This is a genomic window from Rheinheimera texasensis DSM 17496 (assembly GCF_000711985.1).
GTDB classification, from domain to species: domain Bacteria; phylum Pseudomonadota; class Gammaproteobacteria; order Enterobacterales; family Alteromonadaceae; genus Pararheinheimera; species Pararheinheimera texasensis.
The window spans coordinates 21453-46539 of the sequence record NZ_JONU01000015.1 but is presented as its reverse complement, the minus strand read 5'-3'; the positions used below and the strand labels follow the sequence as shown (position 1 = coordinate 46539).

Below are 25087 nucleotides of genomic sequence, written 5' to 3'. Positions count from 1 at the left end.
TCACTGCGAAGCAGCTTTAAATCAGCGCAGTTATTGTTTCACCACCTTCAGCACTGGTGCTGTTGGCGTGGCGGCATTGACGGTAAAGAGATAAGTACCGCCTTCTGCAATGTTGATTTTCAGGTTGTCATTGCTCTGCGCCAGCGTTTTATTCTGGCCTACTGTCACAGCCTGACCATCGCTGCCTGCGCCGTAGTTCACTGTCGACCAGTCGGCGGAGGCAAACTTAAACTCGTAGTCGCCAGCTGTCAGTGGAATGCTGAACTGGTACAGGCCGCCGGTGTAAACGAACTGACTGGCTTCGCCCCAGCCGTTCATGCTGCCGCGCAAGAACACTTTGGTCGCGCCGTAAGGCACAAACTCAGACACTGTCAGCACCGGAGACGCTGGCACTGCCGCATTCAGCGTGAATACATAAGTGCCGGCGCTGAAGTTGGCTTTCATGTTGGCGCCTTGGCGTTGCAGTGTTTGCGCGACGCCAAACTGCACGTCCTGCTCACCGCTCTTGGCTCCAAAATCTACCGTTGACCAGTCAGCCGAGGCAATTTTGAACTCCTGGCTGCCGCTGCTGCCAATGTTCACTTTTGCCTGATACAGACCAGCACCAACATATTCAAAGGCGTCGACTTCACCCCAGCCGTTCATGCCACCGCGGACAAAGACTTTGGTCAGGCCATATGGTGCGATATCCGGTGCGCCCATGGTTGCATCGGCTTTGAGGCCAACGCCCTGTGCACCAGCCTGTGCTTTGACAAAGACTGCCATGGTATAAGCCGGCACCACAAAGCTGCCATCGGCGCCTTGCGCTTCAAAACGCGCGTCGGCGACACGGCTGTCAGCAGAACCCTGCTGCACTTCATGCAGGGTAAAGCCTTGCGCTGTCGGCACTTTGTGTGTTTTTTCGCTGGCAGTGCCATTAATGACCACTACCACAGCATCATGTGCCGGATCTAAGTCCGTCAGGCCCAGACCATCGTCAATGCTCATCACAATCAGGCCTTGCGTCAGGTTTTTACCGATGTTGTGGAAGCCGACGCGGTCCATTACATCCTGGCCAGACGTTAAGCGGAACAGCTTGCTGGAGCTTCTGATTTTCAGGAAGTCCTGGAACACTGCACCGGCCAGTTCAATATGCTCCGGATAAGCCGTGGCATTTGGATTGTTCGCAATGGTTTTGATGCTGTCCCAGGCGCCCTGGTTGTCTTGCGCCAAAGGCAGACCGACGTTCCAGTTGTTGCTTTGTTTGCTGAAATCAACAAAGTTGAACCAGTCGCCGGCGTCGTAGCTATTGCGGTCCATCGATTTAGAGCGCAGTAAATCATCGCCCATCTGCAGGAACGGAATACCTTGTGACAAGACCGGAATACCGAGTGCAATGTTATGAATACGCACGCGGTCGTCGATGCTGACGGAGGCTTTTAAACCAAACTGCAGTTTGTCCCACAGCGATTCGTTATCGTGCTTTGACACATAGTTGATAATGTCGGCCGGATCTGTGGCATAACCGGCTGGCTGACCGTTCCAGTTCAGGCCCGAGGCTTTACCGGTATTACCCTGATAATCTTTAAACACATAGTCTTTTAACGTGCCGGCCAGACCAATTTCAATCAGGTTCTGATCTTTCAGCTTACCCACATCGCTGTCGCCGCTGAACAGTGCCACATTACGCACCGCATCGCGTTCGCGGTCATTAAAAGTGCCCACTTCAGTACCGGCCATATTGGCCTGCCGAGCCTGCACAAAACGCGCGTCATTCGCTACTTCACCGAAGTTCCAGCCTTCGCCGTAGAAATAAGTGTCAGCATCGACTTTACGCACCGCATCGCGCGCCGCCAGAATCGACGCTTTTGGATGGTGGCCCATGATGTCAAAACGGAAACCGTCAAACTTGTATTCTTTGGCCAGCAGTACTAAAGAATCGGCGACAAACTTGTCAAACATCGCATGTTCAGTCGCGGTGTTTTCACAGCAGGTTGAGCGCTCGATATTGCCGGTGGTTGGGTTATAGCGGTGGTAATAACCCGGCACGATTTTGTCGAATACTGAGTTTTCAAACAGGCCCGATGAAGAGGTATGGTTGTACACCACATCCAGCACCACGCGTAAACCAATGCTGTGCAGCGCCTGGTTCATCGCGCGCATTTCTTTGATGCGGGCCACGCCTTCCGGCGTTGAAGCATACGAGCCTTCCGGCACATTAAAGTGCTGCGGATCGTAACCCCAGTTGAAGCTGTCAGTACCACGCATTTCGCCGGCCAGCGTTTGGGCATTTTCACCAGAGTTCTGGAAGCCTTTCATCACATCTTCCAGTTTAGCGGACGCGCTTTGGTTACAGACTGAGGCTTTAGCATTGACCTTACAAAGGTCGGCCACGGTATTGGTTAAATCCACCCGTTTGCTGGCATCTTCATTGACAGTGGCCATGTCGGTTGCCGGCAACAGATGGAAATGGTTGAGGCCAGCATCCGCCAGGGCTTTTAAGTGCTTGACCGGCTGCGATTCCATCTCGGTAAAGGCCAGATATTTACCACGATTGGCGGCAGAGACTGTGGTGTCGCGCGCCGAGAAATCACGGATATGGCCTTCATAAATCACGATATCTTCAGCATTAGCCACCACCGGCACTTCATGGCCGTCCCAGTTGGCTGGTTTGGTATCCGCATCAGCCAGATTGACGAACTGACTATAGCGGCCATTGGTGGCAGTATTCAGCGAATACGGATCTGTGGCTTCAATGGTCTCTACCTTTTTCGTCAGCGGGTGATAGACCTGCACTTCGAAGCGGTAGAACTGACGGTCCAGCGTCGCTTTGGCGCCGCTGTAACTCCAGATGCCGGTATTGGCATCCAGCGTCATCGCATGGGTCGCGGTTACGGCTTTGGCAGCGTTAAATACTTTTAATTTCACGCTACGGGCAGTCGGTGCCCAGACCGAGGTTTTGATATTACTGGCATCATAAACCAGGCCTAAAGTCGCTTCGTTGGCGTCATTGGCGCCTGCGGTGTACAAGTCATCCAGCACTTTGCCGGCCTGCACATGTGAAGCGGCCATCAGCTTGTTGGCAGAGTCATAAGACGCCAGCACCAGCTGATTTTTTGCCATGGTTTTGGCTTGTTCAGCGCTCAGGTTCAGCTTATAAGCCGGCCAGTTGGCCAGGTGTGGCACTTTGGCTTTTTGCTCGTCGGTTAAGCTGGTTGGCGTGGCTTCAACCGCATCGCCGTTAATAGTCAGCGTATCTGAGTCAATCGCCAGATCAGCGGCTGCACTGTGGTGCAGTTTCCACTTGGCGACGCCGCCTGCCGGCGCATTCCACACCAGTGTGTTGCGGTCCAGCCAATGCGCAGCGCTGTCACTGATTTGCACACCGAGCGACACCACAGGGTAGGCAAACACCGAAGGCACACCAGAGAAAGTCCAGCCCATCCGGGAGAACTTCGCGACATCTTTCGGGCCCAGTGGCAGCTGCATGTCACTGCCGCCCAGCTCTTTGCCGGCGTCATCAGTACCGATGTGGATAATAAAGTTACCGCAATCTGTGGTTTTGCTGCCGACACCGTCTTTGAGATTCAGCAACCAATAGGCACCGTAGTTTTGGTCGACGCCGGTGATTTGCAGGCCATTATCCCAGCTGGCTGCCAACGAGCTGTCCTGATAAGCATTACAGGTCTCGTTGTTCCAGGTATGCAGGCGGTAGCCGTCATAGTTGCCGTCAGCACGCTTGTAATACAGCACTGCCTGACCGGCCGCTGCCATGACACTTGGCGCCGGCGCAGTCGGGTCGACACCAATCACACAACTTTCATTGCGCGCATCCGGCACTGTCGGCGCCGGGCACTTAATAGGTTTTGGGGCAACACAGGCCGTGCCGGCTTCGTTTGGTACTTGCGGCACATTACAGGTCAATAAGGTTTTGCCCGGAGACACTGAGTCCCCGCCGCTGCCACCACAGGCGGCTAACGTCAGCAGCAGCGCGGCACTGGCCAGCGTCTGCAGCATCGTTTTGATATTCAACATAAATTTATTCTCCATTGAAGCTGCAGCGTCTTACATTGAGTAAGTCACACCGAGGAAATACTGCCGGCCAAAGAACTGGATAGTGCCGGTCTGAGTTTCATCGCCGAAATAGCTTTTGGTCGGTTCGTCAGTGACGTTGTTGACCTGAAACAGCACACTCCACTGGTCGTTCACCTGATACGAGGTCTGCATGTCGACCACGGTTTCGCCGTCGAAGTTAACGATCTGCTCGTTCACGGCCACTTGTTCCGACACAAATGGGTCACGGTAACGGGCACTGACGCGCGCTTCAAAACCTTCATATTCCCAGAACACAGTGCCGGTAAAGACGTTTTCCGACAGCCCCGGCAAGCTGATATCCACCGTCGAACCACCGAGGTTGGTCTGCTGCTGAATTTCACTTTCGGTGAAGGAATAGCTGGTGCTGACGCCTAAGCCTTGCCAGATCCCCGGCAGGAACTTAAATACCTGGGTATAGGCCAGCTCGGCGCCACGGATATAACCACCTTTGCTATTATTGACCGCCGTGGTGTAGCTGCCATTGGTGACTGGCACCGGTACACCGCTTTCCGGATTGATAATCACGTCCGGTACAAAGAAACCGGCGCCTTTGAAATCAAACTCGGCAATAGTGAAGGTACTGATAAAGGACTTAATATCTTTGTAGAACAGCGCCGCCACAAAGGCCCCTTCGGTTTCGCTGAAATAGCGCTCCCAGGAGATATCGTACTGATCAGCATAAAACGGCCGTAAATACGGGTTGTTTGAGCTGGAACCGGAAATAATGCCGTCGTTGTTGATGTTGGTGCTGGTGTCAGACGCTAAGCGGTTAATCGGCGGACGTGACATCACACGCGCCGCTGCAAAACGCAGTTGGTCGTCGTCGGTGACGCGGAAATTCAGGTTCAGCTGTGGCAGATAGTCACGGTAGGTTTCGCCAAGCACGGAAGGTGCATACTGGTTATTCACCAGGCCGGCATCATCAACGATGTTTTGCGCACCCAGTTTCGGGTCGCCACCGACGTTTTGCAGCGACGTGGCCGACTGGTCAGTTTCCACCATCCGCACACCAAAGTTACCGGACAGCGGAATGTTCCAGAGATCAGTATCGATATTGGCCATCAGATAAGCCGACAGCACTTTTTCGTACACTTCGCCGCTTTGCAGCATTGACCAGCCGGTATCCGGCCCGCCGGTGACACGTTGGCTGGCCAGCACACCACTGTTGCCGGTGCCCCAGGTTTTCACCGGTTGCGGAATACCATTCGGGAACCATGCCGCCAGCGCTTTTTGCTGATCTATGGCCAGGTAGCTTGGGAAGTAACTGAAATCGCCAGTGAAGTTCACCACTTTGACCATATCCGCGGTCAGTTTCAGCGGTTTTTGCGCGGCCGAAAACGCGCCGTCGTTACCATATTCATAGACTGAACGGTCGTTGCTGTATTCGCGGTCGGAATAACGCACGCCGGCTTCCAGTGACGCGATCACCGGGTTATCTAACCGCCAGGTGGCATCCAAGCGCACCGCATCGACGCGGTCTTCGTTTTCATATGGATAAATGCCGTATTTACTCAGCATCACGCGGTTGATATCCGAAAACGCTGCAGCCTGGTTAAAGCCTAAATCCGGCAGGTTCAGGCCGTTTAGTTTGTAAGAAATAGAGACGTTGTCGTCAAACACCGGTGTCGCAGCGTTGGCGTCTTTGGCCACTAATGACCACAGCAGACCGTTGCGGAAATCACTTTCCGCGGCCGAATGCGACAAGTCGAAATTCAGCTTAAAGTTTTCAGTGATATCCCAGTCGGCATTGACACCGAAGCTTTGTACCTGGTCAAAATCCTGGTTGTCGTCGTTGACGATCTCCACCCGGGTGAAGCTTTTAGAAGTGCGGTTAAAAGTGCCGCCAATCACTGAGTTGCCATTTAAAATCGGGTTGGCGACTGAAGCGCTGGCACCGCCCAACTTCACGCGGAAACCGCGGGCAAAAGCTTCAGAGTCAAACTTAGAAACAAAAGCATCGGCCTTTAACGTAAAGGCATCATGCGGCACCCATTCCAGCGCGGCCATGTAGCCGTTGCGGACTTCTTCGCCGCCTTTGTGCTGCATTTCAAAACCTTCGCTGACAAACTCATTCGGCGCGGTTTCTTTGATGCCGTCAACATCCATGCTGGTGTTGTACGCCAGACCAATAAATTGCGTGGCGACAGAAGGCTGGTACAGACGGGCATAACCGAATGCTACGCCGAGCTTGTCGTCAGCAAATTTACCCTGATAAGAGAAACTTAAGCGGTCACCCATTTCCTGACCGTCCGGCACTTCGCTGGCGCGGTCGTTAAACATGCCACGCGCATTGACGGTAAAGGTATGTTGTTCGCTGTTACGCAGTGGGCTGGCTGTTTGCAGTTCCACAGTACCGGCCACACCACCTTCAATCAGCGAGGCTTTTGGCGATTTATACACCGCAGCTGATGAAATCAGCTCGGACGGATATTGGTCAAACTCAATACTGCGACTGCCGCTGGTACTGACCTGCTCGCGGCCGTTTAAGGTGGAAAACACAAAACCACCTGACATACCGCGGATATTAATTTCCGCCGCCTGACCACCGGTCCGTACCGCCGAAATACCAGGCAAGCGCGTTAACGCATCCGCCATCGACACGTCCGGCAAAGCGCCTAAATCGTCGGCCGAAATGGTTTCGGACACTGTGTCGTTAAAACGTTTGAGGTTCAGCGATTTGATCAAAGAGCCAGAATAGCTTTTGACTTCAATCACTTCGATATCTTCTTTGGTTTGCTTTTTACTACTGGCTTTAGCGTCTGCGGCAGTGCCGACAGCTTGTGGCGTGTCTTGCGCGGTCTGTTGAGCAGCCCATGCAGGCATTACCGCACAGCCAGCCGCCGCTAACGCCAGCGTGATCGCGCTGAGTTTGCTTCTGAACATGATGTCTTCCCGGTCAGTGAACATGGACCGGGATCAACTGCACATCCTTGGCCATGTAATGTTGTTATGCAACGAACATTAATTGACCAGCGTTGGTGCAAGAACAACATGAATACGTATTCAATGCACCAGCAATTTTCTTAACCGATATAGCTGCCCGACTTTTGCACCATTGTAGTGCGAAAAGGTACAGAGACCTTAACGCTGAAAATGTTGTTTATGTTGCTTCACCGCTTCGTTCAGCAAACCGACCCAAAACGGGTCAAACTTAGTGCCGGCGGCTTTGCTGATCTCAACCAACGCGGTGATCAGCTGCCGGTTGCTCGCTTCCTGTTGCTCATGCTGATTAGTCAGCAAGTCAAACTCATCGACTATCCGCAACAGGCGGGCGCCTTCGCTGATATCTTCGCCTTCGAGGCCATCCGGAAAACCGCTGCCGTCCTGATGTTCATGGTGTTGCCAAATCATCGCAGCGGCATCCTGCCAGCGCGGCGAACTGGCGACCAGTGAAGCACTCATTTCGACATGGCGCTGCCAGACACTGAGTTGTTCCGGATCGGCCCGGCCCTGCGCATCCAGCATTTGCAGCGGCAGGAACGACATGCCTAAATCGTGCAGCATTACGGCGACCGCCAGCTGAATTTGATCGAGTTTATTGCCGGCCAGCCGGTTCATTTCCAGCGCCAAAAATAACTGCCGGGCAGAACGACCCTGCCAGCGCGGGTGGCGTTGTTCCAGTGCTGGTAACAGCTGGATAAAAAATTCGAGGTCGGCATCCATCCGGATACGGTAATACTGCAGCAAACGCCGGCAAGCATCGACGGCTGAAGACGCTTTTGGCTCTGTAGCAACGCTGCTGTTGACCACTTCCGGTACATCATCTTTGATCGCCAGCGCTTGTACGTGCGTCGGGTCTAATAAACCCAGCACCTGGCGAATACGCACACCGCGTGAACGTTCATCAGCGCTGGTGAGGCCGGTCAGACGCTGGCAAATTTGCTGTAATTCGGTCGGAGTTAAAGGTTTTGGCGCATCGGCGATACTGGCTTCGACCCATTGTTGCGTGCGGTCTAAGGTCAGCTGGATCACATCACAGAGCGAGCTGTCATAAGCCATATGACCCTTGCGGATGTCGTCCAGCACGTCTTCGAGGCTTTGCAGCAGCGGGATTAATGAAAACAGTCCGATAAACCCAAGGTTGCCTTTGATGGTATGCACTACGCGGAAAATGCCGTGCAACAGTTCCGGTTGCTGCGGGTGTTGTTCCAGCTCGATTAACGTCGCTTCGCATTGATCATACGCATCGCGAAAATCTTCAAAAAAATCATCAACACAGTCGCGTTGTAATTCATCAGGGCGATTTAAATTCAGCTGGCTCATCGTCTGGCTCCGGATACGACCAAAAAACCAGTGTAGACAGAACCTTAATTGCTGTATAGCGCTAAACCTGTCCGCGGCAACGGAAAAAAAACCAACGACCCGGAGCCGAAAGGTGCTACTGCGGGCCGCTGGTGCAGAAAACTTAACGCCGGATCACAAAATCTTCAGTGCTGCGGCGCACTTTTTGTAAATTCACCAGCCAGTCGCCTTCAGCGGCACGGTAGCCCAGCGGCAATAACAACACCGAGCGCAGGCCCAGCGCTTTTAACCCCAGGATCTCATCGACCACTTCTGGTTCAAAGCCTTCCATCGGTGTGCTGTCAACGCCCTCTTCCGCTGCAGCAATCAAGGCACTGCCAAGGCCGATATAGGCCTGACGCGCAGCATGCTGGAAGTTCTCTTCCGGCGTGCGGTTTGGATAAAAACTCAGTAATTTCTGGCGGTAGGCTTCCCAGCCTTCGTTGCGAAAACCACGTTGCTCGTTAACTAAATCAAACATGTGATTAATACGATCGGCACTGTAATGGTCCCAGGCTGCGAATACTAAAAGATGGGAGGCATCGGTCACCTGGCTCTGGTCCCAGGCATGGGCGCGAATTTTTGCTTTAGTTTCCGCATCGGTGATCACCAGCACCTGATAGGGCTGCAAGCCACTCGAACTGGCACTGAGGCGAATCGCTTCGAGGATCCTTTCTACTTTCTCTTCAGGGACGGCCTGTGTGGCATCCATTTTTTTGGTGGCATAACGCCATGACAATAAACGTAAGGTCTCTGACATCTGGTTCACTCCAATTAAGTACACTGAGGAGTTTACCACTATTGTACCAATCGGTATATATCGTTAAATTCTACACGCGGTAAAAATCTTCTAATTGCTCCGGCAAGACTCCAGCGATTAAAAATCGCGCTATTGTGATGTCAAAAAAATTTACAGTCACTGCCTACTTCTTCGACACCACTAAAATCAACAGCGCTACATCTATGTTTTTATTGATGATTTAATTTTTTTAATCTTTGGCATTCAACTTGCTCTAATCAAGACACTGCTAAAGTATTGAGGAAGACAACCCATGAATCCATTCATCAAATCCGTATTAGTGACCGCAGCTGCAACTCTCAGCTTGTCAGCAAACGCCGTCGTTATCACTTTCGGCGGTGTCGACCCGGAAGATGGTTCTTACCTGACCAGTGCTTTAACTCCAACCAATAGCATCAACCCTGCGCTAGGGATTTTTAACGAAACCTTTGACGGTCCAAATGGCGGTTGTCAGGTGAATTCAGCAGCTCAAGGCATTGATGTCAGCGGAAACTTCTGGTTAACCACTGGCAGTGGTTCAGGCAAAGCAGCTGCGCCAGCAAACGATTCCACTTGTTATGCTTCAGGCCCGCTGAATCTGAACAATGGTGGTCAGGCCGGCAACACTGCAACTATCGACTGGACAGACTTTTTAGCCACCAATTTACCTGGCAAAAAGATTAACTACCTCGGCCTGTACTGGGGTTCTATCGATGGCTACAACGACATTACATTTTACGCACAAGGTCAGGCGATCAACATCGCCAGTATCAATGGCAGTGTGCTGAATAAAACCAAACTCAATGGTGCTGATATTCTGCAATTTGGCGGCACTTCAGGCGACCGCAACGACCCAAATACCAACCGTTATGTGAACTTATGGTTTGGCGAAGACGAGCAATTCGACAAACTGGTATTCAGCAGCAGCAATTACGCCTTTGAAATGGACAATCTGGTCATTCAGGTCGCTGGCGTGAATGAGACAGTGCCGGCACCAGGTTCATTGGCTTTAGTGGGGCTGGCTCTGGTCGGCCTGACACTGCGCCGGCGCAAATAAACCTCAGTCGCAATAAGCCATTGGCACTATCAAAGTCCCCTGCTGCAACAGGGGATTTTGCTTTTGTGGCTCACCACATTTCCGGTCTGACACCGGTACCGTGGTATTTTGCTAAAAAATCAGGCTGAGGTGACGCCCTAAAGCTTGCGCCAGATCAACACAACCCAAAGCGATCCCTGCCATAATCCGCGCCATTTTTTTCAGGAGCGGCATTATGACTTCCACCCAAAATCAGACTCACCCTGCAGCCAATCATTTCCGCCCTGAACTACTCTCGCCGGCCGGCACGCTCAAAGCGATGCGTTACGCCTTTGCCTACGGCGCTGATGCAGTGTATGCCGGCATGCCGCGGTACAGCCTGCGTGTGCGTAACAATGAGTTTGATTTACCTACGCTGGCGCTTGGTATTCAGGAAGCCCATGCGCTTGGAAAGAAGTTATATTGCGTACTGAACAGCGCACCACATAACGCCAAACTCGACACCTTGATTGAAGACATCGCTGAAGTCGTCGCGCTGGGGCCTGATGCACTGATTGTCAGCGACCCCGGTGTCATTCACCTCATCCGCCAGCATTTTCCACAGATGGAGCTGCATTTGTCGGTGCAGGCCAATACGGTGAACTGGGCCGCTGTGCAGTTTTGGGCGCAAAACGGTATTTCGCGGGTGATTTTGTCGCGTGAACTGGCGCTGGATGAAATCGAACAAATCCGCCAAAAAGTGCCGCAGATGGAGCTGGAAGTCTTTGTGCATGGCGCACTGTGCATGGCCTATTCCGGCCGTTGTTTGTTGTCGGGTTACATGGACAAACGCGACCCAAACCAGGGCACCTGTACCAACGCCTGCCGCTGGCCTTATGAGGTCACCACCGCCACTGAAAACGAAGTAGGTCAGTTTGTGCCCGCAACACCTACTACCGCTGCCGAACCGGCGTTGTCACTTCACCAGCATCAGCCAGTCGACGATATTATCCTGCTGACTGACCCGCAAAAACCGGACGAACAAATGCCGGCCTTTGAAGACGAGCACGGCACATATATTATGAATTCCAAAGATTTACGCGCCATTCAGCACGTCGACCGTCTGACACGGGCCCAAGTGCACAGCCTGAAAATCGAAGGCCGCACCAAGTCGTTTTATTATGCCGCCCGCACCGCGCAGATTTATCGCCGTGCTATAGAAGACGCCGTCGCTGGCCGGCCTTTTAATCCGCAGCTACTGACCGAACTGGATGGGCTGGCGTCGCGCGGTTACACCGAAGGTTTTCTGCGCCGGCACATCCCTATTCATGAACTGCAAAACTATGAAAAAAGCGCTTCAAGCAGTGACCAGCAGCAGTTCGTTGGTGAGGTCACAGGTCTCGATGCAGAAACCGGCCGCGCCTGGGTTGAAGTAAAAAACCAGTTTAATGTCGGTGATACGCTGGTGCTGATGTCACCAACCGGTAATCAGCAGATTTGCTTGCAGCAGCTGTGGAATGCCAAAGGCGAACTGATCTTACGGGCGCCCGGCGCCGGCCATCGGGTCCAAATCGACCTGCCGCAAGGCATGGCACCAGACTTTGTGCTGCTGATTCGTGAGTTACCACAGGCCGACAACCGCAGCCAGGGTTGTGCCTGATGGCGCTAAAAATTCTCGACAGCTGCATCAATTGCGACATGTGCGGGCCTGAGTGCCCGAACAGCGCGATTTCGTTGCAGGTCATCGCCAGCGGCAAAAAGATTTACCAGATAGACCCCAATCTTTGCACTGAATGTGAAGGGTTTTATCCGGAGCCAACCTGTGTCCAGGTCTGCCCTATTGATGTGGTGGTGAAAGTAACAGAGTGAGAGCGCTGAAAATCGCCAAAAATTGCTCCTGCATTTGCGGTGTACCGACCATCCCCGGTCATAAACGACAAAGCCTGAGTTTGACTCAGGCTTTGTCGGAGTTCCAGACAGGCTTAATGCCCGGCGATTTGCATTTGATTCAGCAGTACTGAGCCCGTCAGCACACCACCGCGGCGGTCGACATCGTTACCGATGGCAGCGATATCCATAAACATCTGTGTCAGATTGCCGGCGATAGTGACTTCACTGACCGGGAACTGGATTTGGCCGTTTTCGACCCAAAAACCTGCAGCGCCACGCGAATAATCGCCGGTAACGCCATTGACGCCTTGCCCCATCAGCTCAGTCACTAACAAGCCAGTGCCCATATCCCGCAGCAGCTGGGCTAAATCGGCGTCGCCATGTTGTACATACCAGTTATGAATACCGCCAGCGTGGCCGGTGCTTGCCATACCGAGTTTACGCGCGGAATAACTCGACGTGATCCAGCTGTGTAACACTCCGTCGGTGATGATTTGGCGATCAGTAGTTTTGACGCCTTCACTGTCAAAAGGACTGGAAGCCAGCCCCTGCAGTACATGTGGCCGCTCCAGAATATTCAGCTTGGACGCCATCACCTGCTGGCCGAGTTTATCCAGTAAAAAACTCGATTTGCGGTAAATACTGCCGCCACTGATCGCCGATACAAGATGACCAAACAGACTGCTGGCAACATCGGCGCGGAAAATCACCGGCACTTTTTGCGTCGGTAATGTGCGGCTATTGAGGCGCTGCACTGTTTCTGCTGCAGCTTCGCGACCAATAGCCGCTGCGTCTTTTAAATCCTGTAAACGCCGGCCGACTGTGTAGCTATAGTCGCGCTGCATGTCGTCGCCGTCTTCGCCAATCACTGAGCAGCTCATGCTATGGCGGCTACTTGGATAACCCACCAGTTGGCCATGGCTGTTGCCATAGACTTTTAAGCCCTGATGCGAAGAAAACGAGGCGCCGTCTGAGTTGGTGATGCGTTTATCTACGGCAAAAGCCGCTTCTTCAGCGGCGGCACACCAGGCGGTGGCTTGCTCGGTACTGACTTCTGCCGGATGAAATAAATCCAAATCCGGCGGGCTGAATTCCAGCCAGCTCGCCTCTGCCAAGCCTGCGCATGGGTCTTCTGAGGTATAACGGGCGATATCAATAGCGGCTTCAACAGTGCGTTTCAGCGCGGCCGGGCTTAAATCTGCCGTCGAGGCAGAGCCTTTGCGCTGACCGACATAGACGCTGATACCAAGGCCGCCGTCCTGATTAAACTCCATGGTTTCCACTTCACCGTGACGGGTTTCGACGCTCAAGCCGCGCGTGCGGTTCATCGACGCTTCGGCACTGCTGGCCCCTAACTGACGCGCGTGCGCCAGCACCTGGCTGACGGCGGCTTTTACTTCATCGATTTCTTGCTGAATAGTCGGCATTGCTTGACTCATAACGGGCTGAAAATCCTCAGGGTTGCAGACTGGCAAGCTTACCACAGCCGTTACAAAAGCACAGAAGTCTGCGGCTGTTGTCGTGCATACGCGGCTTTTCACCGCCATCTTTGATATACTGTGCGGATTTCCGGCAACAAAACTGAAGTTATGGCAGATATTACTGATTTTACCCACGGCGACGACTGGGACCGCGAGGAAGGCAAAAGCAAAACGCAGGTCAAAAAAGAAATGCATGCGCTGCAGGCACTTGGTGAGGAACTGGTGGCATTAAGCCCGGCAGCCCGCGCGAAGATCCCAATGGATAACGACCTGGTCGAGGCGTTAAAACTGGCTGACAAGCTGGTGAAAAAACACGAAGCCTACCGCCGCCACATGCAGTTTATCGGCAAAATCATGCGCGGTACTGATTTAGAACCGATTGAACGCGCTTTAGCCGTAGTGCGCAATACCAATCAGGCGGCCACCCGCAAATTCCACTTAATTGAAGACTGGCGTGACAAGCTCATCGCCAACAGCGATGCAGTAACTGAATTTATCGCGGAGTATCCACAAGTGGAAATTCAGCAGCTGCGGACTTTAATCCGCAACGCGAAAAAAGAGCAGGAAAAGAATCAGCCGGCCAAATCTTACCGTGAGCTGTTTCAACTGATTAAACCGGCGATCCTCGGCGAGTAAGTTCGCAGTACTGCGCTATCAACACCGCTGAATCAAAACAAACAGGCCGCAAATGCGGCCTGTTTATTTTAACAAGCAAGCATCCGGCTCACTCGGGCACTGTAATGCGGCCTTGCAGATACAACCGCGCCTGACCGCTGACCTGCACCCGTTCGCCCTGCAGCGCACAGCGCAGCACGCCGCCCCGGCTCGATGCCTGATAGGCCAGCAAACTGGTTTTATCGAACTGCTCTGCCCAATATGGCGTAAGTCCGGCATGAATAGAACCGGTCACCGGATCTTCTTCACCGCCGTTGGCGGGCCAGAAATAGCGGCTGACAAAATCATATTGGCCGTCGGCAAAACCCCGACCAGGTGCAGTCGCCACCACATCAAAAGGCCACAACGTTTTCAGCAGCGCCATGTCTGGCGTCAGCTGCTGTACTTTGATGGCATCGTCGTAAATCAAAAACCAGGCCTGCTCACTGCGCAGCACTTCAACTGGCTGATAGTTCAGCGCCTGCAATAACGCGGGTGGAATTTCGGCTTGCGCCGTGGCTGGCCGCTTGGGGAAATTCATCTCCAGCCAGCCGTCCTGCCCCTGCTGAACAGTTAAATCGCCGACTTTCATCGTGCTGAATCTGAGTTCAGCCACCGCATCGCGGGCAAACAACACAAAAGCCGCCGCCAGCGTGGCGTGGCCGCAAAAGTCGATTTCGCACAGTGGTGAAAACCAGCGGATTTGATAATGCGCTGGTGCGAGCTTTTTCAGGAAAGCAGTTTCCGACAAGTTGTTTTCGGCCGCGATTTGCAGCATCAGCTGCTCCGAAGGCCAGCCAGCCATATCATCCGGTAACGGCACCACGGCGGCAGCATTGCCGGCAAACAGCTGATTGGTGAAAGCATCAACCTGATAGAGTTCCAGTTGCATCGTCAGATTATTCCTTAGCTGAAGCGCTTAAATCAGCCGTTTAAGCACCATATCCACGCCGACCCCTTTGATTTTCGCCAGCAGCTTTTGCACCGGTTCCGGGTAATCTCGCATCATTTCAATCTGACTGAAGTGGCTGATCCGCTGGGTATTGAGGAAAATTTGCTGCTGCTCGTGCAACAGTTTCGGCTGCAATTGCCCCAGCTCGTCTTCGACCAGAATGCCGTTTTCATAATCGAGCGCAAAAGCGCGTGGATTCAGATTGTGGCCGGTAAATAAATGACGGCGGCCATCCACGCTGACACCTTTTAAGTGATAGCTGTTGTCTTCGTGTTTCCACAGCCGGATATCGAGCAGGCCATGGTCGATAAAGCTTTGATTACGTTTCACAAATTTACGCAGAATGGTTTCGTACAGATAAGGCAGACCACCAATGCGGCTGAATTTCTGCGTCGGTGGAATATAAAAATCGTTGGCGGTTTTGTCACCGACCACAATAGTGACTTTGACGCCGCGTTTGAGGCATTTACGCAGCGCCCGCGCCAGCACCGGCGGCGGATTAAAATAAGGCGTATAAATCAGTACTTCTTTTTCCGCCAGCGCCAGTATGGCCAGCAACGCCTGATTCAGCTGGTTTTTCAGCCGGCCCATGCCCATTAATAAACTGGCGCGCAGCGGGGCCGAAGATTTACCGCTTTGCGGATACCGATTGGCGCGGGCATGTTTTAACCAGCTGCGGTGATGCGGTTTGTAATGTTGCGCCAGTTGAGGGTCGTCAGACAACAGGCTTTGCACCACTTGTTCCTGGTCGAGAATTTGCTGATGACCGGCGACAAAAGCATCGGCCAGTGGTTGATTGTGAATCAGCAGATAGCGGTCAGCGCGATAACGCACCGGCACGCCCATATAAACGTTATTCAGTGAAGCACCGGAATACAGCAGCGTGTCGTCAAACACAAAACCTTTTAAATGCAACACGCCAAAGAGTTCACGCCGTTTAACCGGCACGCCGAGAATCTGAATTTGCACCGGATACTGCGCAGCAATCTCCCGATAAAAATCGGCGTTGGTTTTCATGCCGCTCTGGCCAATCAGGCCACGGCGGGCGCGGTGAAAATCGACATAAACGCGGACATCCAGCTGCGGATTCTGTTGTTTGGCCTGATACAAGGCATGTAACACGGCTTCGCCGGCCTCGTCAGCCTGCAGATATAACGCGGTCAGTACAATACGGCGGCGTGCTGAGGCGATAAGCGCCAGCACTTTGTCTTTGTATTCAGTAGCGTGGCATAAAACTTCTACTGCGGCTGCTTCAAACCCCGTGGCCGGCAATGCGGCTAAGCGGCGTTTGTTCAACATCTGTTCTAACATAGGTCCGTGGATCCCTGCGAGTATGTATCGGGTCATGCCGGTTTCTGTGACCGGCTGCAGATCATCTGATCAAAGAGCTGCCGTATTATGCGGGAAAGCGGGCACGCTGGCAAAGCTGCGCCCGCTCTGTGACCGAAGCGTCTAAGCTACGGCCGGCCAATCAGGCGGTGCCGCCAACGGTCATGCTGTCCAGCTTCAATGTTGGCTGGCCGACGCCAACAGGCACGCTCTGGCCCTGTTTGCCGCAGACGCCAACGCCGGCGTCCAGCTTCAGGTCATGGCCGACCATCGACACTTTTTGCATGGCTTCCGGGCCGTTGCCAATCAGCGTCGCACCTTTGATTGGCGCAGTGATTTTGCCGTCTTCAATTAGATAGGCTTCACTGGCGGAGAACACAAACTTGCCTGAGGTGATGTCAACCTGGCCGCCGCCAAAATTCGGCGCATAAATGCCTTTTTTCACCGAGGCGATGATTTCTTCCGGCGCATATTCACCGGCCAGCATATAAGTGTTGGTCATCCGTGGCATTGGCAGATGGGCAAAAGATTCACGGCGGCCGTTACCGGTGGCCGGCACGTTCATCAGCATCGCGTTGTGTTTGTCCTGGATATAACCCTTTAGAATACCTTTTTCAATCAGCACGTTATATTGGCCTGGTGTGCCCTCGTCATCGATATTCAAAGAACCACGGCGGCCGGATAAAGTGCCGTCGTCGACGATAGTGCAGTGTTTCGACGCCACTTGCTCGCCAATGCGGCCGGAGAAAGTCGAAGCGCCTTTGCGGTTAAAATCACCTTCTAAACCATGACCAACTGCTTCATGCAACAGGACACCAGGCCAGCCTGCACCCAGCACCACCGGCATCATGCCTGCCGGCGCGTCGATGGCGGTCAGATTCACTTGCGCCTGACGCACCGCTTCGCGGGCATAACTCATCCAGCGTGGTTCGCCGTCTAAATCTTCACTGAAATAGGCGTAGCTGGTGCGGGCGCCGCCACCGGCACCGCCGCGTTCACGCCGGCCATTGTGCTGCAGCAGCACCGAACAGTTCAGCCGCACCAGCGGGCGGATGTCGGCGGCATAAGTGCCGTCACTGGCTGCGACCAACATCTCTTCATAAACACCGGAGAGGCTCACCATCACCTGCTCGGCGCGGCTATCCAGTGTGCGGATAAAAGCTTCAATCTGATGCAGCAGCGCGACTTTGTCGGTGTTGCTCAAACTTTGCAGTGGCTCACATGGCAGATAAATCGCACTGTTGGCCGATTTGCTGAACGCCTTAACCTGACCTTGCTGGCCATGTGCGGCAATGCCGCGCGCGGCTGTGGCTGCAGTTTGCAGCGCTTGTTTGGAAATGGTGTCGGCGTAGGCAAAACCAGCTTTTTCACCAGTCACAGCGCGCACACCAACGCCACGTTCGATATTAAAAGAGCCGTCTTTGACCAGACCATCTTCCAGTACCCAAGATTCATGCACACTGGACTGAAAATACAAATCGGCGTAGTCCAGCTGGTGCGCGAACAGGAAACCAAGGCTTTGCGCCACGTCCTGATCGGTCAAATCGCTGGCTGCGATCAGATTTTGTTCCACGGCATTGAGCATCGCGATATTGGTCATAGCTTCTCACTAGTCATTTGGGTACAGATAAATTGATTATGCAGCGCCAGCGGCATCTTGTGGCGTACTTTGGCCACTTCCTGCAAGTCGATACGCACTGAAATCAGTCCGGGTTCAGTGCCGGCATCTGCCAGCACCTGACCCCAGGGGTCAATAATCAGGCTGTGGCCATAAGTCTGGCGGCCATTGGCATGCGTGCCGGTTTGTGCCGGTGCCAGCACAAAACTCTGGGTTTCAATGGCACGCGCCCGCAGCAGTGTATGCCAGTGCGCGGCGCCCGTCACTGTGGTAAAAGCTGACGGCAGGCACAGCAGGTTCATGCCGTGCTGGCGTAGCTGGGCAAACAGACCCGGAAAACGCACATCATAACAAATAGCCAGGCCCGCTTTCACTGCGCCTAAATCCGCCACAGTGACTTTGTCACCAGGTTTGGTCGTGGCCGATTCGCGATAACTGGCGGTATTGTCGCTGACATCAGCGTCAAATAAATGAATTTTCTGATAATCGCTGAGTAAAGTGCCGTCCGGGCCAAACAACAGGCTGCTGGCACTGAAACGGGCTGGCTCGTCGCTTTGGGACGGCAGCGTTTGCGCGCGTGCAGAGAGCGTCGGTAAAGTACCAACCAGCAGATAAATGTAATGCAGGCGCGCCAAGGCACTGAGTTGTTGCTGTATCGGCTGATCAGCGCTCAGCGGTACACCGGGCCCACTCAAAGGCTCAGCGATGGCAAGGTTGGCGCCATCTGCACCGGCAAAACACAAAGCCCCTTCCGGTAGTGCCACTAATTGCGGTCTGGCCGGCGGTAGCTGTTGCAGTAAATCCGCGATCTGACGCAAATTTTCTGCCGGATCCGGGCTGCTGCAGAGTTGCAGCGCCGTCAGTTGCCAAATGCTGGTCGTCTCAGTCATTTTGCCCCCCTGCCGCATCTATCACCGGCGGATCTTCGGTTGAACCCATTTCTGGTGTGGCTTCCGGCATCACCCGTTCTGCTGGCAAGGCGGCTTCGGCTGGCGCATCGGGCGGTAGCAGCGGGCTTAACTGCACCGACTCCTCACCAACAGCGGCCTCTGCCGCAACGGCTGGCGCCGTCGCCAACGGCGGTTTCACTGGTTTCGGCAACGCATCCGCCGGGATAGTGACTTGTTTGCTGTTGCGTTCCAGTTCAGTGACAGTCGGGTTATCCAAATCACCACTGACACTGAAGTTAATCTTGGAAATCACTTCCGCCGACTGGAACATTTCATCCAGCGCATAAGCGGCAACACCGGACACCGGATTGACCATCCAGGCCAGGATCACCGGCAGACTGGACGTCACTTTCGGGCTGAACGCCATCAGATAATCAATCTGCCGCGCTTTTAAATCCGCGCTGCCGGACATTTCGATGTCCCCGGCCACACCATCCACTTTGGTATCTGTGGTGCTGGCGACGCCGGCGTCGATCTGCATCGAGCCATTCATCTTGTTATAGAAAAAGCCTTTGGCGAATACATCCCGAAAATCCAGCCGGAGTTTACGCACCAGCGAATCCAGGCTGAATAAGGAGAAAATCCGGGTGCCGCCGTCGCTGACTTCCACCAATGAGCCTTCACCTAAATCCCAGGCGATACCGCCCGCTAAAGTCTGGCGGTTAAATTGGAAAGGTGCGCCCTGCCAGCTCAGCTGGTCCAGCGTTACTTTGGCTTTGCTGCCGCTCATACTGCGGCTCAAGTCATATTCCTGCAGCAGCTGGCCGAGCGCCGGGCTTTGCAAAGTGCCGGATAAGCGGGTTTCGCCGAGGCCATCGTCTTTTTGCCAGCTGCCGGTTAAAGTCCAGCGGTGACCGTCACGTTTAGAGCTGAACTCTGTGAGAGTCCAGCTGACACCGTCGCTGTGGCTTTTGGCATTCACTTCACCCAAATCATAATCGCCAACCTGACAAGCGCGGCAATAGAGCTGCACAGGTGGTAAATCCGCCAGCCAGGGCATGGGGGTCAGTCTGGCAAAAGTTTCAGCTTCCAGCGCGGCATAATCTGGCTTTTGTGCTACTTCGGCTTCCAGCAACTGCTGGGCTTTTAATTCTGCAGCCGCCAGTTTGGCAGCTTGTTGATTGGCAAAAATCAGCTGTAAACGCGCCAAATCGGCCTTGATGCCGGTTTCTTTCAGCGCTTTGGCAAACCAAATGTCGCCTTCGGCTTCATTGGCATTCAAGTTCAGCTGATAACTGTCAGCTTCAGGCTTCAGTTGAAAACTCAGCTGATTTAGCGACACATCGTCAAACAAGGTCAGCTGTTTAATCCGGCCATTAACGGCGGACAATGGCGGGAACATCGGATCTTCACCGGGTTCAATCGCCGCCAGCTGGTGCTGCAATAAATTAATCCAGGGAGCAAGGTCCGCCTGTTCTAAATTCACGTCGATAAAAAAACCGTCCCGCAGCTCGCTGCTCGGCAGGCCGAGACTGAGCAAAGCGCCGGTAATCTTGCCGCTGTGCTGGTCAAGCCGAGCCTGCAGCTGCGCCTGGTCGCCGTAGCGCATTTCAATGCTGGACGTATTTTCGTTGCCGGAACTTTGCAACAGCACTGTGGCACCGTCAGCCGGCGTTTTACCAAAAGGTGCCGGCAGTTGCAGCTCAGCGGCAGCCAAGTCCATCAAGGCGGTGGACTGATAACTGAAACCACTTTGCGGCAACTGAATATTTAAATCCCAGCTGAAATTGGCCAGACCTTTGCCAAGCCCTTGCCATTCTTCCGATACCAGCGCCAGCAGCTGGTCGATTTGCTGTTCACCATGGGCTTTGAGCTGCACCTGATATTGCCCGTCCTGCTGTGCACCGTGCAAAGTGGCATTCAGCGGTACGCCGTGGCTGACAAACATCAGCTGCTCGCTGTCGATTTTGTCGTTATCAAACTGCAGATGGCCCTGCAGCTGCTCTACCGCGACAGCAGGTGCCCGGATATTCAGCTGATTAGCAAAAAACTCGACATCACCCAGCGCCCGCACACCGGTTTTTTTCAAACCAATCTGCAACTGCACTTTGGCGTTAACCAACCCGCTGACGCCCAAATAATCCAGCGTCGCACCGACCGAATCGCTGAGCGGTGACGCCAGCATCAGCCCAGTGACACCTTCGGCCTGGGTCTGGCGTTCGATGTCGATCAATAAAGTTTCGGCCTTAAACAGGTTCGGAATACGCGCGGTGACACCATTTTCCAGCGCCACATCAAACAGCTGGCCGGCTTGGCTTTGAATCAGCATGCCGGCATTTTCGAACAGCAACTCCGCCTGCATGCCTTTAATCACCGGCCAGTGCGGGTCAAAAGAAAACTCGGTGTCGGCGATAAAAGCCTGCGCCTGAAAAATACCGTTGTGTTTGTCATAAGGAAAATCTTTAAAAGCGCCATGCCAGAGCACCCGAGCTACCGGCACCTGGCCGCTGATCAGCGCCGGGGTCAGGTAGTTGATCACCGATTCCGGCATGTGCCGGGTTGGGAAATAATGCCGCGCATCGGCCACTGGTACTTTGCGAAGTTCACCCAATAACGTCATGCCGGGCTTTTCACCTAACTCCAGCACCAGCTGGGCGTCGGCTTCAATATCCGGATGGCGTAATGCCAGCCGTGGAATTTGCACGCGCCACTGCCCCTGTTGCTGCAGCACTTCAATCCGCGTCTGCAGGCTCTGGTATGGCGTGGCGCGGCTAAAGGCTTCGCCCCAACTCAGTGCACCATCTACGCCTTGTAAATCCAACAGAATATAATTGGGGCTGGCGCTGAAATGGCCGGTGAGCCCGGTCAGGCCAGGCACATCGTCGACCGGCACCGAGTTAAAATCGATAAAATCGCCACTGACAAACCATCGGTCGCCGTTCAGCTGCATGCCAAGCTGGGTAATGCGCGCATCGGTCTGAAACGACAGGATTTTCCGCAGCGCAGCCGAGTCCTCTGCAAATAACTGCGCCAGCGGCACCGCCGCCTGCAGCTGCAATTGTTGTAGCGAACCGGAATAAACGCCCTGCTGACTGACCAGCTGCAGCTGGAAGTCGTGCCAGCTTTGTATACCCGACGTCAGCGTCAGCTGGCTGGATAATAACTGCCAGCCGTCTTGGGTCGGTTGCCACAATAACTGGCCTTTGCCCAGGCTCAGCTGCTGCGTCTGGTCGTCCTGACGCCACATCAGCCGGTTTTCCGCCAGCGCGATTTGAATTTGCTGCAAAGTGCCACCGGCAATATCGCCCCAGGCCTGGAAATTAATATCGGCGCGCGCCAACTTCCGGCTTTCTGGCAGCAGGGTTTCGAACCAGGGCAACACGTTCAGGTCATTGCTCGACAAATACAGCTGGCCACGACTTTTGCCGAGGCTGTCGCCGGTCAGGTCCAGCACAAATGCCAGCGCATTACCGGTCACGCCGGCGATTTCGACTTCACCGGAGCCCTGATGGCGCTCGCCGGCGTTGAGCCAGGCCAGCCGGCGGATTTGCATCTCAATCGGTGGGGTATATTGCGAACGCAGCGTCAGTTTGCTGTCGACCAGCGTGAAGTTTTTCAGCTGCTGAAACAGCAGTTGCTCCACCGCGCTGAACAGCGGTTCCGCGTCGGTCGCCGGAGTATCAGCGTTTTGTTGCAGCAGGCGCTGACTGTCGATGGTCAGATGCAGGCCGGATAATTCAAAATCATCGGCTTTGAGTTGCAGACTGGTCAGGCTGGCCCAAAAATCGAGGCGCACCCGCAGTTCGGCGACTTGCAATAAGGTGTCACCAGCCGGCGATTGTACTGCAACTTCTTGCAGTAACAAGGCCGGGCCTGTGCTTTGCCAGGCGGCGCTGAGCTGGCCAATCTTGACCGGCGCACCATATTGGCTGGCGATAAAATGTTCGATATCAGTTTTGTAGCCGGTGGCATATGGCAAACCCACCCGCAGCAGCGTCACCAGCGTGGCAAGCAGCACCACACCGACCGCAAACAGCAGCCAGAGTTTGTGCAGACAAAACCAACCGGCACGCTGAAGCCGCGCCACTACATCATCACCACGTCAAATTGTTCCTGGGTATATTGTGGTTCAATCACGACACTAATCTGCTTGCTGATAAAGACTTCCAGCTCAGCCAGGTTATGGTATTCGTCGTTGATTAAAGCATCCTTAACCGCTGGTGATGCATACACAACAAACTTGTCGGCGGCGTAAGCGCGGTTCACCCGGACAATCTCGCGCATAATTTCAAAGCAGACCGTCTCAACGGTTTTCAGCGAACCGCGGCCGGCACAGACCGGACATTCAGTACAAAGCACATGCTCCAGACTTTCACGGGTGCGTTTGCGCGTCATTTCGACCAGGCCAAGCGCGGAAAAGCCATGAATATTGGTTTTGGTTTTATCGCGCGATAAAGCGATTTCGAGGCTATGCAACACGCGGCGCTGATGCTCTTCGCTTTGCATATCGATGAAATCAATAATGATAATACCGCCAAGGTTACGTAATCGGAGCTGACGGGCAATCGCCTGCGTCGCTTCGATATTGGTATTAAAAATGGTTTCTTCGAGGTTGCGGTGGCCGACAAAAGCGCCGGTATTGACGTCAATAGTCGTCATCGCTTCGGTCTGGTCGATGATGAGATAACCGCCACTTTTCAGCGGGACTTTACGGTCAAGCGCGCGCTGAATTTCGTTTTCGACATCAAACAGGTCAAACACCGGCCGCTCACCGGGGTAATATTCCAGCTTCTCGGTCATCTGCGGAATAAATTCTTCAGTGAAGGCATGCAGCGCCTGCCAGGTCATTTTGGAGTCGACCCGCACACGCTCTAAATCACTGCCGACAAAGTCACGCAGAATGCGAAACGCCAGCGTTAAATCTTCGTACAACATCGCTTCTTTGCGGTGTTTTTGTTTGCGCTTCTGGATCTTGGCCCAGAGTTTTTTTAAAAACCGCGCATCCTGCAGCAGCTCGACTTCGCAGGCACCGTCGGCCGCAGTGCGGACAATAAAACCGCCGTTATCGTCATCAAGACAAGTCGAGACGATGTCTTTTAAGCGCTGACGTTCTTCATCGGATTCAATGCGTTGCGACACGCCAACATGAGGTGAACCCGGCATAAACACCAGATAACGCGAAGGCAGCGTGATGTCGGTGGTCAACCGTGCGCCTTTAGTGCCAAGCGGATCTTTCACCACCTGCACCAATAAATACTGGCCTTCATGCACCAGCAGGCGGATGTCTTTGACTGCCGCCACTTTAACTTCCAGATCGTTGGCATCGCGCTGGATAATGTCGGACGCATGTAAAAATGCCGCTTTATCCAGGCCAATATCGACAAAGGCTGCTTGCATGCCCGGCAGAACCCGGCTGACTTTGCCGATATAAATATTGCCAACCAGGCCGTGACGGGCCTGACGTTCGATATGGACTTCCTGCAACACTCCATTTTCAATCAGCGCCACCCGGGTTTCACTCGGCGTGACGTTAATCAGCAGTTCGGCGCTCATACAGCCTCCGGCAAGTCCGCCAGCAATGCGGCGGTTTCAAATAATGGCAAACCGACTACGGCAAAATAGCTGCCATGAATTTTTTCAATAAAACGACCACCCAGGCCCTGAATGCCATAACCACCGGCTTTGTCGGCTGGCTCACCGCTCTGCCAATAAGCCAACATCTGCGCTTCAGTCATAGGCCCAAACCAGACGTCAGTGGCGACTGTCACCGCCTGAGGCTCGCAAGCGACATCGCGGCACAGCGCCACTGCGGTATAGACCTGATGACAACGGCCACTCAATAACCGCATCATGCGTAAGAAATCCGCTTGATCCTGTGGCTTCCCGAGGATCTCGCCGTCAACGACGACGATGGTATCTGCACCCAGCGTCGGCAGGGGCTGCTGCTGCGCCAGAAAACCGGCCAGCGCTTTGGCTTTGGCCAGCCTAAATACATAATCTGCCGCCACTTCGCCTGGCAACACTGCTTCGTCAATCGGCGCCTGCACCACGATAAAATTCACTTCAAGCTGAGATAACAATTCACGGCGACGCGGTGAAGCGGAAGCAAGCGCAATGCGGGTCAT

General features: G+C 53.8%; 16 protein-coding genes. 4 read left to right on the top strand and 12 right to left on the bottom strand.

Features of this window, described 5'->3' with window-relative positions:
• Positions 1 to 30: 30 nt before the first annotated feature.
• The 4 genes from pulA to Q399_RS0109760 all read right to left on the bottom strand — a co-directional run bounded on the left by pulA (position 31) and on the right by Q399_RS0109760 (position 9115).
• The gene (pulA, locus tag Q399_RS0109775) at positions 31 to 4014 is read right to left on the bottom strand and encodes a pullulanase-type alpha-1,6-glucosidase (protein WP_037046025.1); all 3984 of its coding nucleotides are present in this window, start codon (positions 4012 to 4014) and stop codon (positions 31 to 33) included.
• A 30-nt stretch (positions 4015 to 4044) separates the two neighbouring features.
• On the bottom strand, positions 4045 to 6957 hold the full coding sequence (locus tag Q399_RS0109770) for a TonB-dependent receptor (RefSeq protein ID WP_031568169.1): 2913 nt from the start codon (positions 6955 to 6957) through the stop codon (positions 4045 to 4047).
• A gap of 198 nt (positions 6958 to 7155) precedes the next feature.
• Positions 7156 to 8337 carry an HD domain-containing phosphohydrolase gene (locus Q399_RS0109765; RefSeq protein WP_031568168.1) on the bottom strand — a complete coding sequence of 394 codons (1182 nt, stop codon included), beginning with the start codon at positions 8335 to 8337 and terminating at the stop codon, positions 7156 to 7158.
• 142 nt (positions 8338 to 8479) lie between these two features.
• Entirely contained in the window at positions 8480 to 9115 is a 636-nt protein-coding gene (locus Q399_RS0109760; protein WP_031568167.1) for an NAD(P)H-dependent oxidoreductase, read from the bottom strand.
• 292 nt (positions 9116 to 9407) lie between these two features.
• On the opposite strand from Q399_RS0109760, the gene Q399_RS0109755 reads away from it, so the two are divergent.
• The 3 genes from Q399_RS0109755 to Q399_RS0109740 all read left to right on the top strand — a co-directional run bounded on the left by Q399_RS0109755 (position 9408) and on the right by Q399_RS0109740 (position 12017).
• On the top strand, positions 9408 to 10190 hold the full coding sequence (locus Q399_RS0109755; RefSeq protein ID WP_051685883.1) for a PEP-CTERM sorting domain-containing protein: 783 nt from the start codon (positions 9408 to 9410) through the stop codon (positions 10188 to 10190).
• 214 nt (positions 10191 to 10404) lie between these two features.
• Entirely contained in the window at positions 10405 to 11808 is a 1404-nt protein-coding gene (trhP, locus tag Q399_RS0109745; protein WP_051685882.1) for a prephenate-dependent tRNA uridine(34) hydroxylase TrhP, read from the top strand.
• Positions 11808 to 12017 carry a YfhL family 4Fe-4S dicluster ferredoxin gene (locus tag Q399_RS0109740; protein WP_051685881.1) on the top strand — a complete coding sequence of 70 codons (210 nt, stop codon included), beginning with the start codon at positions 11808 to 11810 and terminating at the stop codon, positions 12015 to 12017. The genes trhP and Q399_RS0109740 overlap by 1 nt, the downstream gene beginning before the upstream one ends.
• A 113-nt stretch (positions 12018 to 12130) precedes the next feature.
• On the opposite strand, the gene pmbA is transcribed toward Q399_RS0109740, so the two are convergent.
• Positions 12131 to 13477: a metalloprotease PmbA gene (pmbA, locus tag Q399_RS0109735; protein ID WP_031568163.1), complete on the bottom strand. Its 1347-nt coding sequence runs from the start codon at positions 13475 to 13477 to the stop codon at positions 12131 to 12133.
• A gap of 150 nt (positions 13478 to 13627) precedes the next feature.
• On the opposite strand from pmbA, the gene yjgA reads away from it, so the two are divergent.
• Positions 13628 to 14155: a ribosome biogenesis factor YjgA gene (gene yjgA / locus Q399_RS0109730; protein WP_031568161.1), complete on the top strand. Its 528-nt coding sequence runs from the start codon at positions 13628 to 13630 to the stop codon at positions 14153 to 14155.
• Positions 14156 to 14243: 88 nt separating this feature from the next.
• Here yjgA and Q399_RS0109725 read toward each other — a convergent pair whose 3' ends face one another.
• The 7 genes from Q399_RS0109725 to Q399_RS0109695 all read right to left on the bottom strand — a co-directional run bounded on the left by Q399_RS0109725 (position 14244) and on the right by Q399_RS0109695 (position 25087).
• A complete protein-coding gene (locus Q399_RS0109725) occupies positions 14244 to 15065 on the bottom strand; it encodes a PhzF family phenazine biosynthesis protein (RefSeq protein WP_031568160.1) in 822 nt (273 codons plus the stop codon).
• Positions 15066 to 15092: 27 nt separating this feature from the next.
• Positions 15093 to 16472, bottom strand: coding sequence for a CDP-diacylglycerol--serine O-phosphatidyltransferase (gene pssA / locus Q399_RS0109720; RefSeq protein WP_211253272.1), 1380 nt, complete (start codon positions 16470 to 16472; stop codon positions 15093 to 15095).
• A gap of 124 nt (positions 16473 to 16596) precedes the next feature.
• Positions 16597 to 18054 carry a metalloprotease TldD gene (gene tldD / locus Q399_RS0109715; RefSeq protein WP_211253271.1) on the bottom strand — a complete coding sequence of 486 codons (1458 nt, stop codon included), beginning with the start codon at positions 18052 to 18054 and terminating at the stop codon, positions 16597 to 16599.
• Positions 18051 to 18962 carry a carbon-nitrogen hydrolase family protein gene (locus Q399_RS0109710; RefSeq protein WP_031568155.1) on the bottom strand — a complete coding sequence of 304 codons (912 nt, stop codon included), beginning with the start codon at positions 18960 to 18962 and terminating at the stop codon, positions 18051 to 18053. Before Q399_RS0109710 ends, tldD begins: the two co-directional genes overlap by 4 nt.
• A complete protein-coding gene (locus tag Q399_RS0109705) occupies positions 18955 to 23049 on the bottom strand; it encodes a YhdP family protein (RefSeq protein ID WP_051685879.1) in 4095 nt (1364 codons plus the stop codon). The genes Q399_RS0109710 and Q399_RS0109705 overlap by 8 nt, the downstream gene beginning before the upstream one ends.
• Complete coding sequence (gene rng, locus Q399_RS0109700; protein ID WP_031568153.1) at positions 23049 to 24515, bottom strand: ribonuclease G; 1467 nt, start codon at positions 24513 to 24515, stop codon at positions 23049 to 23051. The genes Q399_RS0109705 and rng overlap by 1 nt, the downstream gene beginning before the upstream one ends.
• Positions 24512 to 25087 (bottom strand): Maf family protein, encoded by a 576-nt coding sequence (locus Q399_RS0109695; RefSeq protein ID WP_031568152.1) that lies wholly within the window; start codon positions 25085 to 25087, stop codon positions 24512 to 24514. Before Q399_RS0109695 ends, rng begins: the two co-directional genes overlap by 4 nt.

Excerpts from the sequence above, each read along its gene's own strand:
- rng (WP_031568153.1), bottom strand. The coding sequence starts at position 24,515 with ATGAGCGCCGAACTGCTGATTAACGTCACGCCGAGTGAAACCCGGGTG.
- Q399_RS0109765 (WP_031568168.1), bottom strand. The coding sequence starts at position 8,337 with ATGAGCCAGCTGAATTTAAATCGCCCTGATGAATTACAACGCGACTGT.
- pulA (WP_037046025.1), bottom strand. The coding sequence starts at position 4,014 with ATGTTGAATATCAAAACGATGCTGCAGACGCTGGCCAGTGCCGCGCTG.
- tldD (WP_211253271.1), bottom strand. The coding sequence starts at position 18,054 with ATGACCAATATCGCGATGCTCAATGCCGTGGAACAAAATCTGATCGCA.
- Q399_RS0109740 (WP_051685881.1), top strand. The coding sequence starts at position 11,808 with ATGGCGCTAAAAATTCTCGACAGCTGCATCAATTGCGACATGTGCGGG.
- Q399_RS0109695 (WP_031568152.1), bottom strand. The coding sequence starts at position 25,087 with ATGACCCGCATTGCGCTTGCTTCCGCTTCACCGCGTCGCCGTGAATTG.
- pmbA (WP_031568163.1), bottom strand. The coding sequence starts at position 13,477 with ATGAGTCAAGCAATGCCGACTATTCAGCAAGAAATCGATGAAGTAAAA.
- yjgA (WP_031568161.1), top strand. The coding sequence starts at position 13,628 with ATGGCAGATATTACTGATTTTACCCACGGCGACGACTGGGACCGCGAG.
- Q399_RS0109710 (WP_031568155.1), bottom strand. The coding sequence starts at position 18,962 with ATGACTGAGACGACCAGCATTTGGCAACTGACGGCGCTGCAACTCTGC.
- trhP (WP_051685882.1), top strand. The coding sequence starts at position 10,405 with ATGACTTCCACCCAAAATCAGACTCACCCTGCAGCCAATCATTTCCGC.
- Q399_RS0109770 (WP_031568169.1), bottom strand. The coding sequence starts at position 6,957 with ATGTTCAGAAGCAAACTCAGCGCGATCACGCTGGCGTTAGCGGCGGCT.
- Q399_RS0109760 (WP_031568167.1), bottom strand. The coding sequence starts at position 9,115 with ATGTCAGAGACCTTACGTTTATTGTCATGGCGTTATGCCACCAAAAAA.
- Q399_RS0109725 (WP_031568160.1), bottom strand. The coding sequence starts at position 15,065 with ATGCAACTGGAACTCTATCAGGTTGATGCTTTCACCAATCAGCTGTTT.
- Q399_RS0109755 (WP_051685883.1), top strand. The coding sequence starts at position 9,408 with ATGAATCCATTCATCAAATCCGTATTAGTGACCGCAGCTGCAACTCTC.
- pssA (WP_211253272.1), bottom strand. The coding sequence starts at position 16,472 with ATGACCCGATACATACTCGCAGGGATCCACGGACCTATGTTAGAACAG.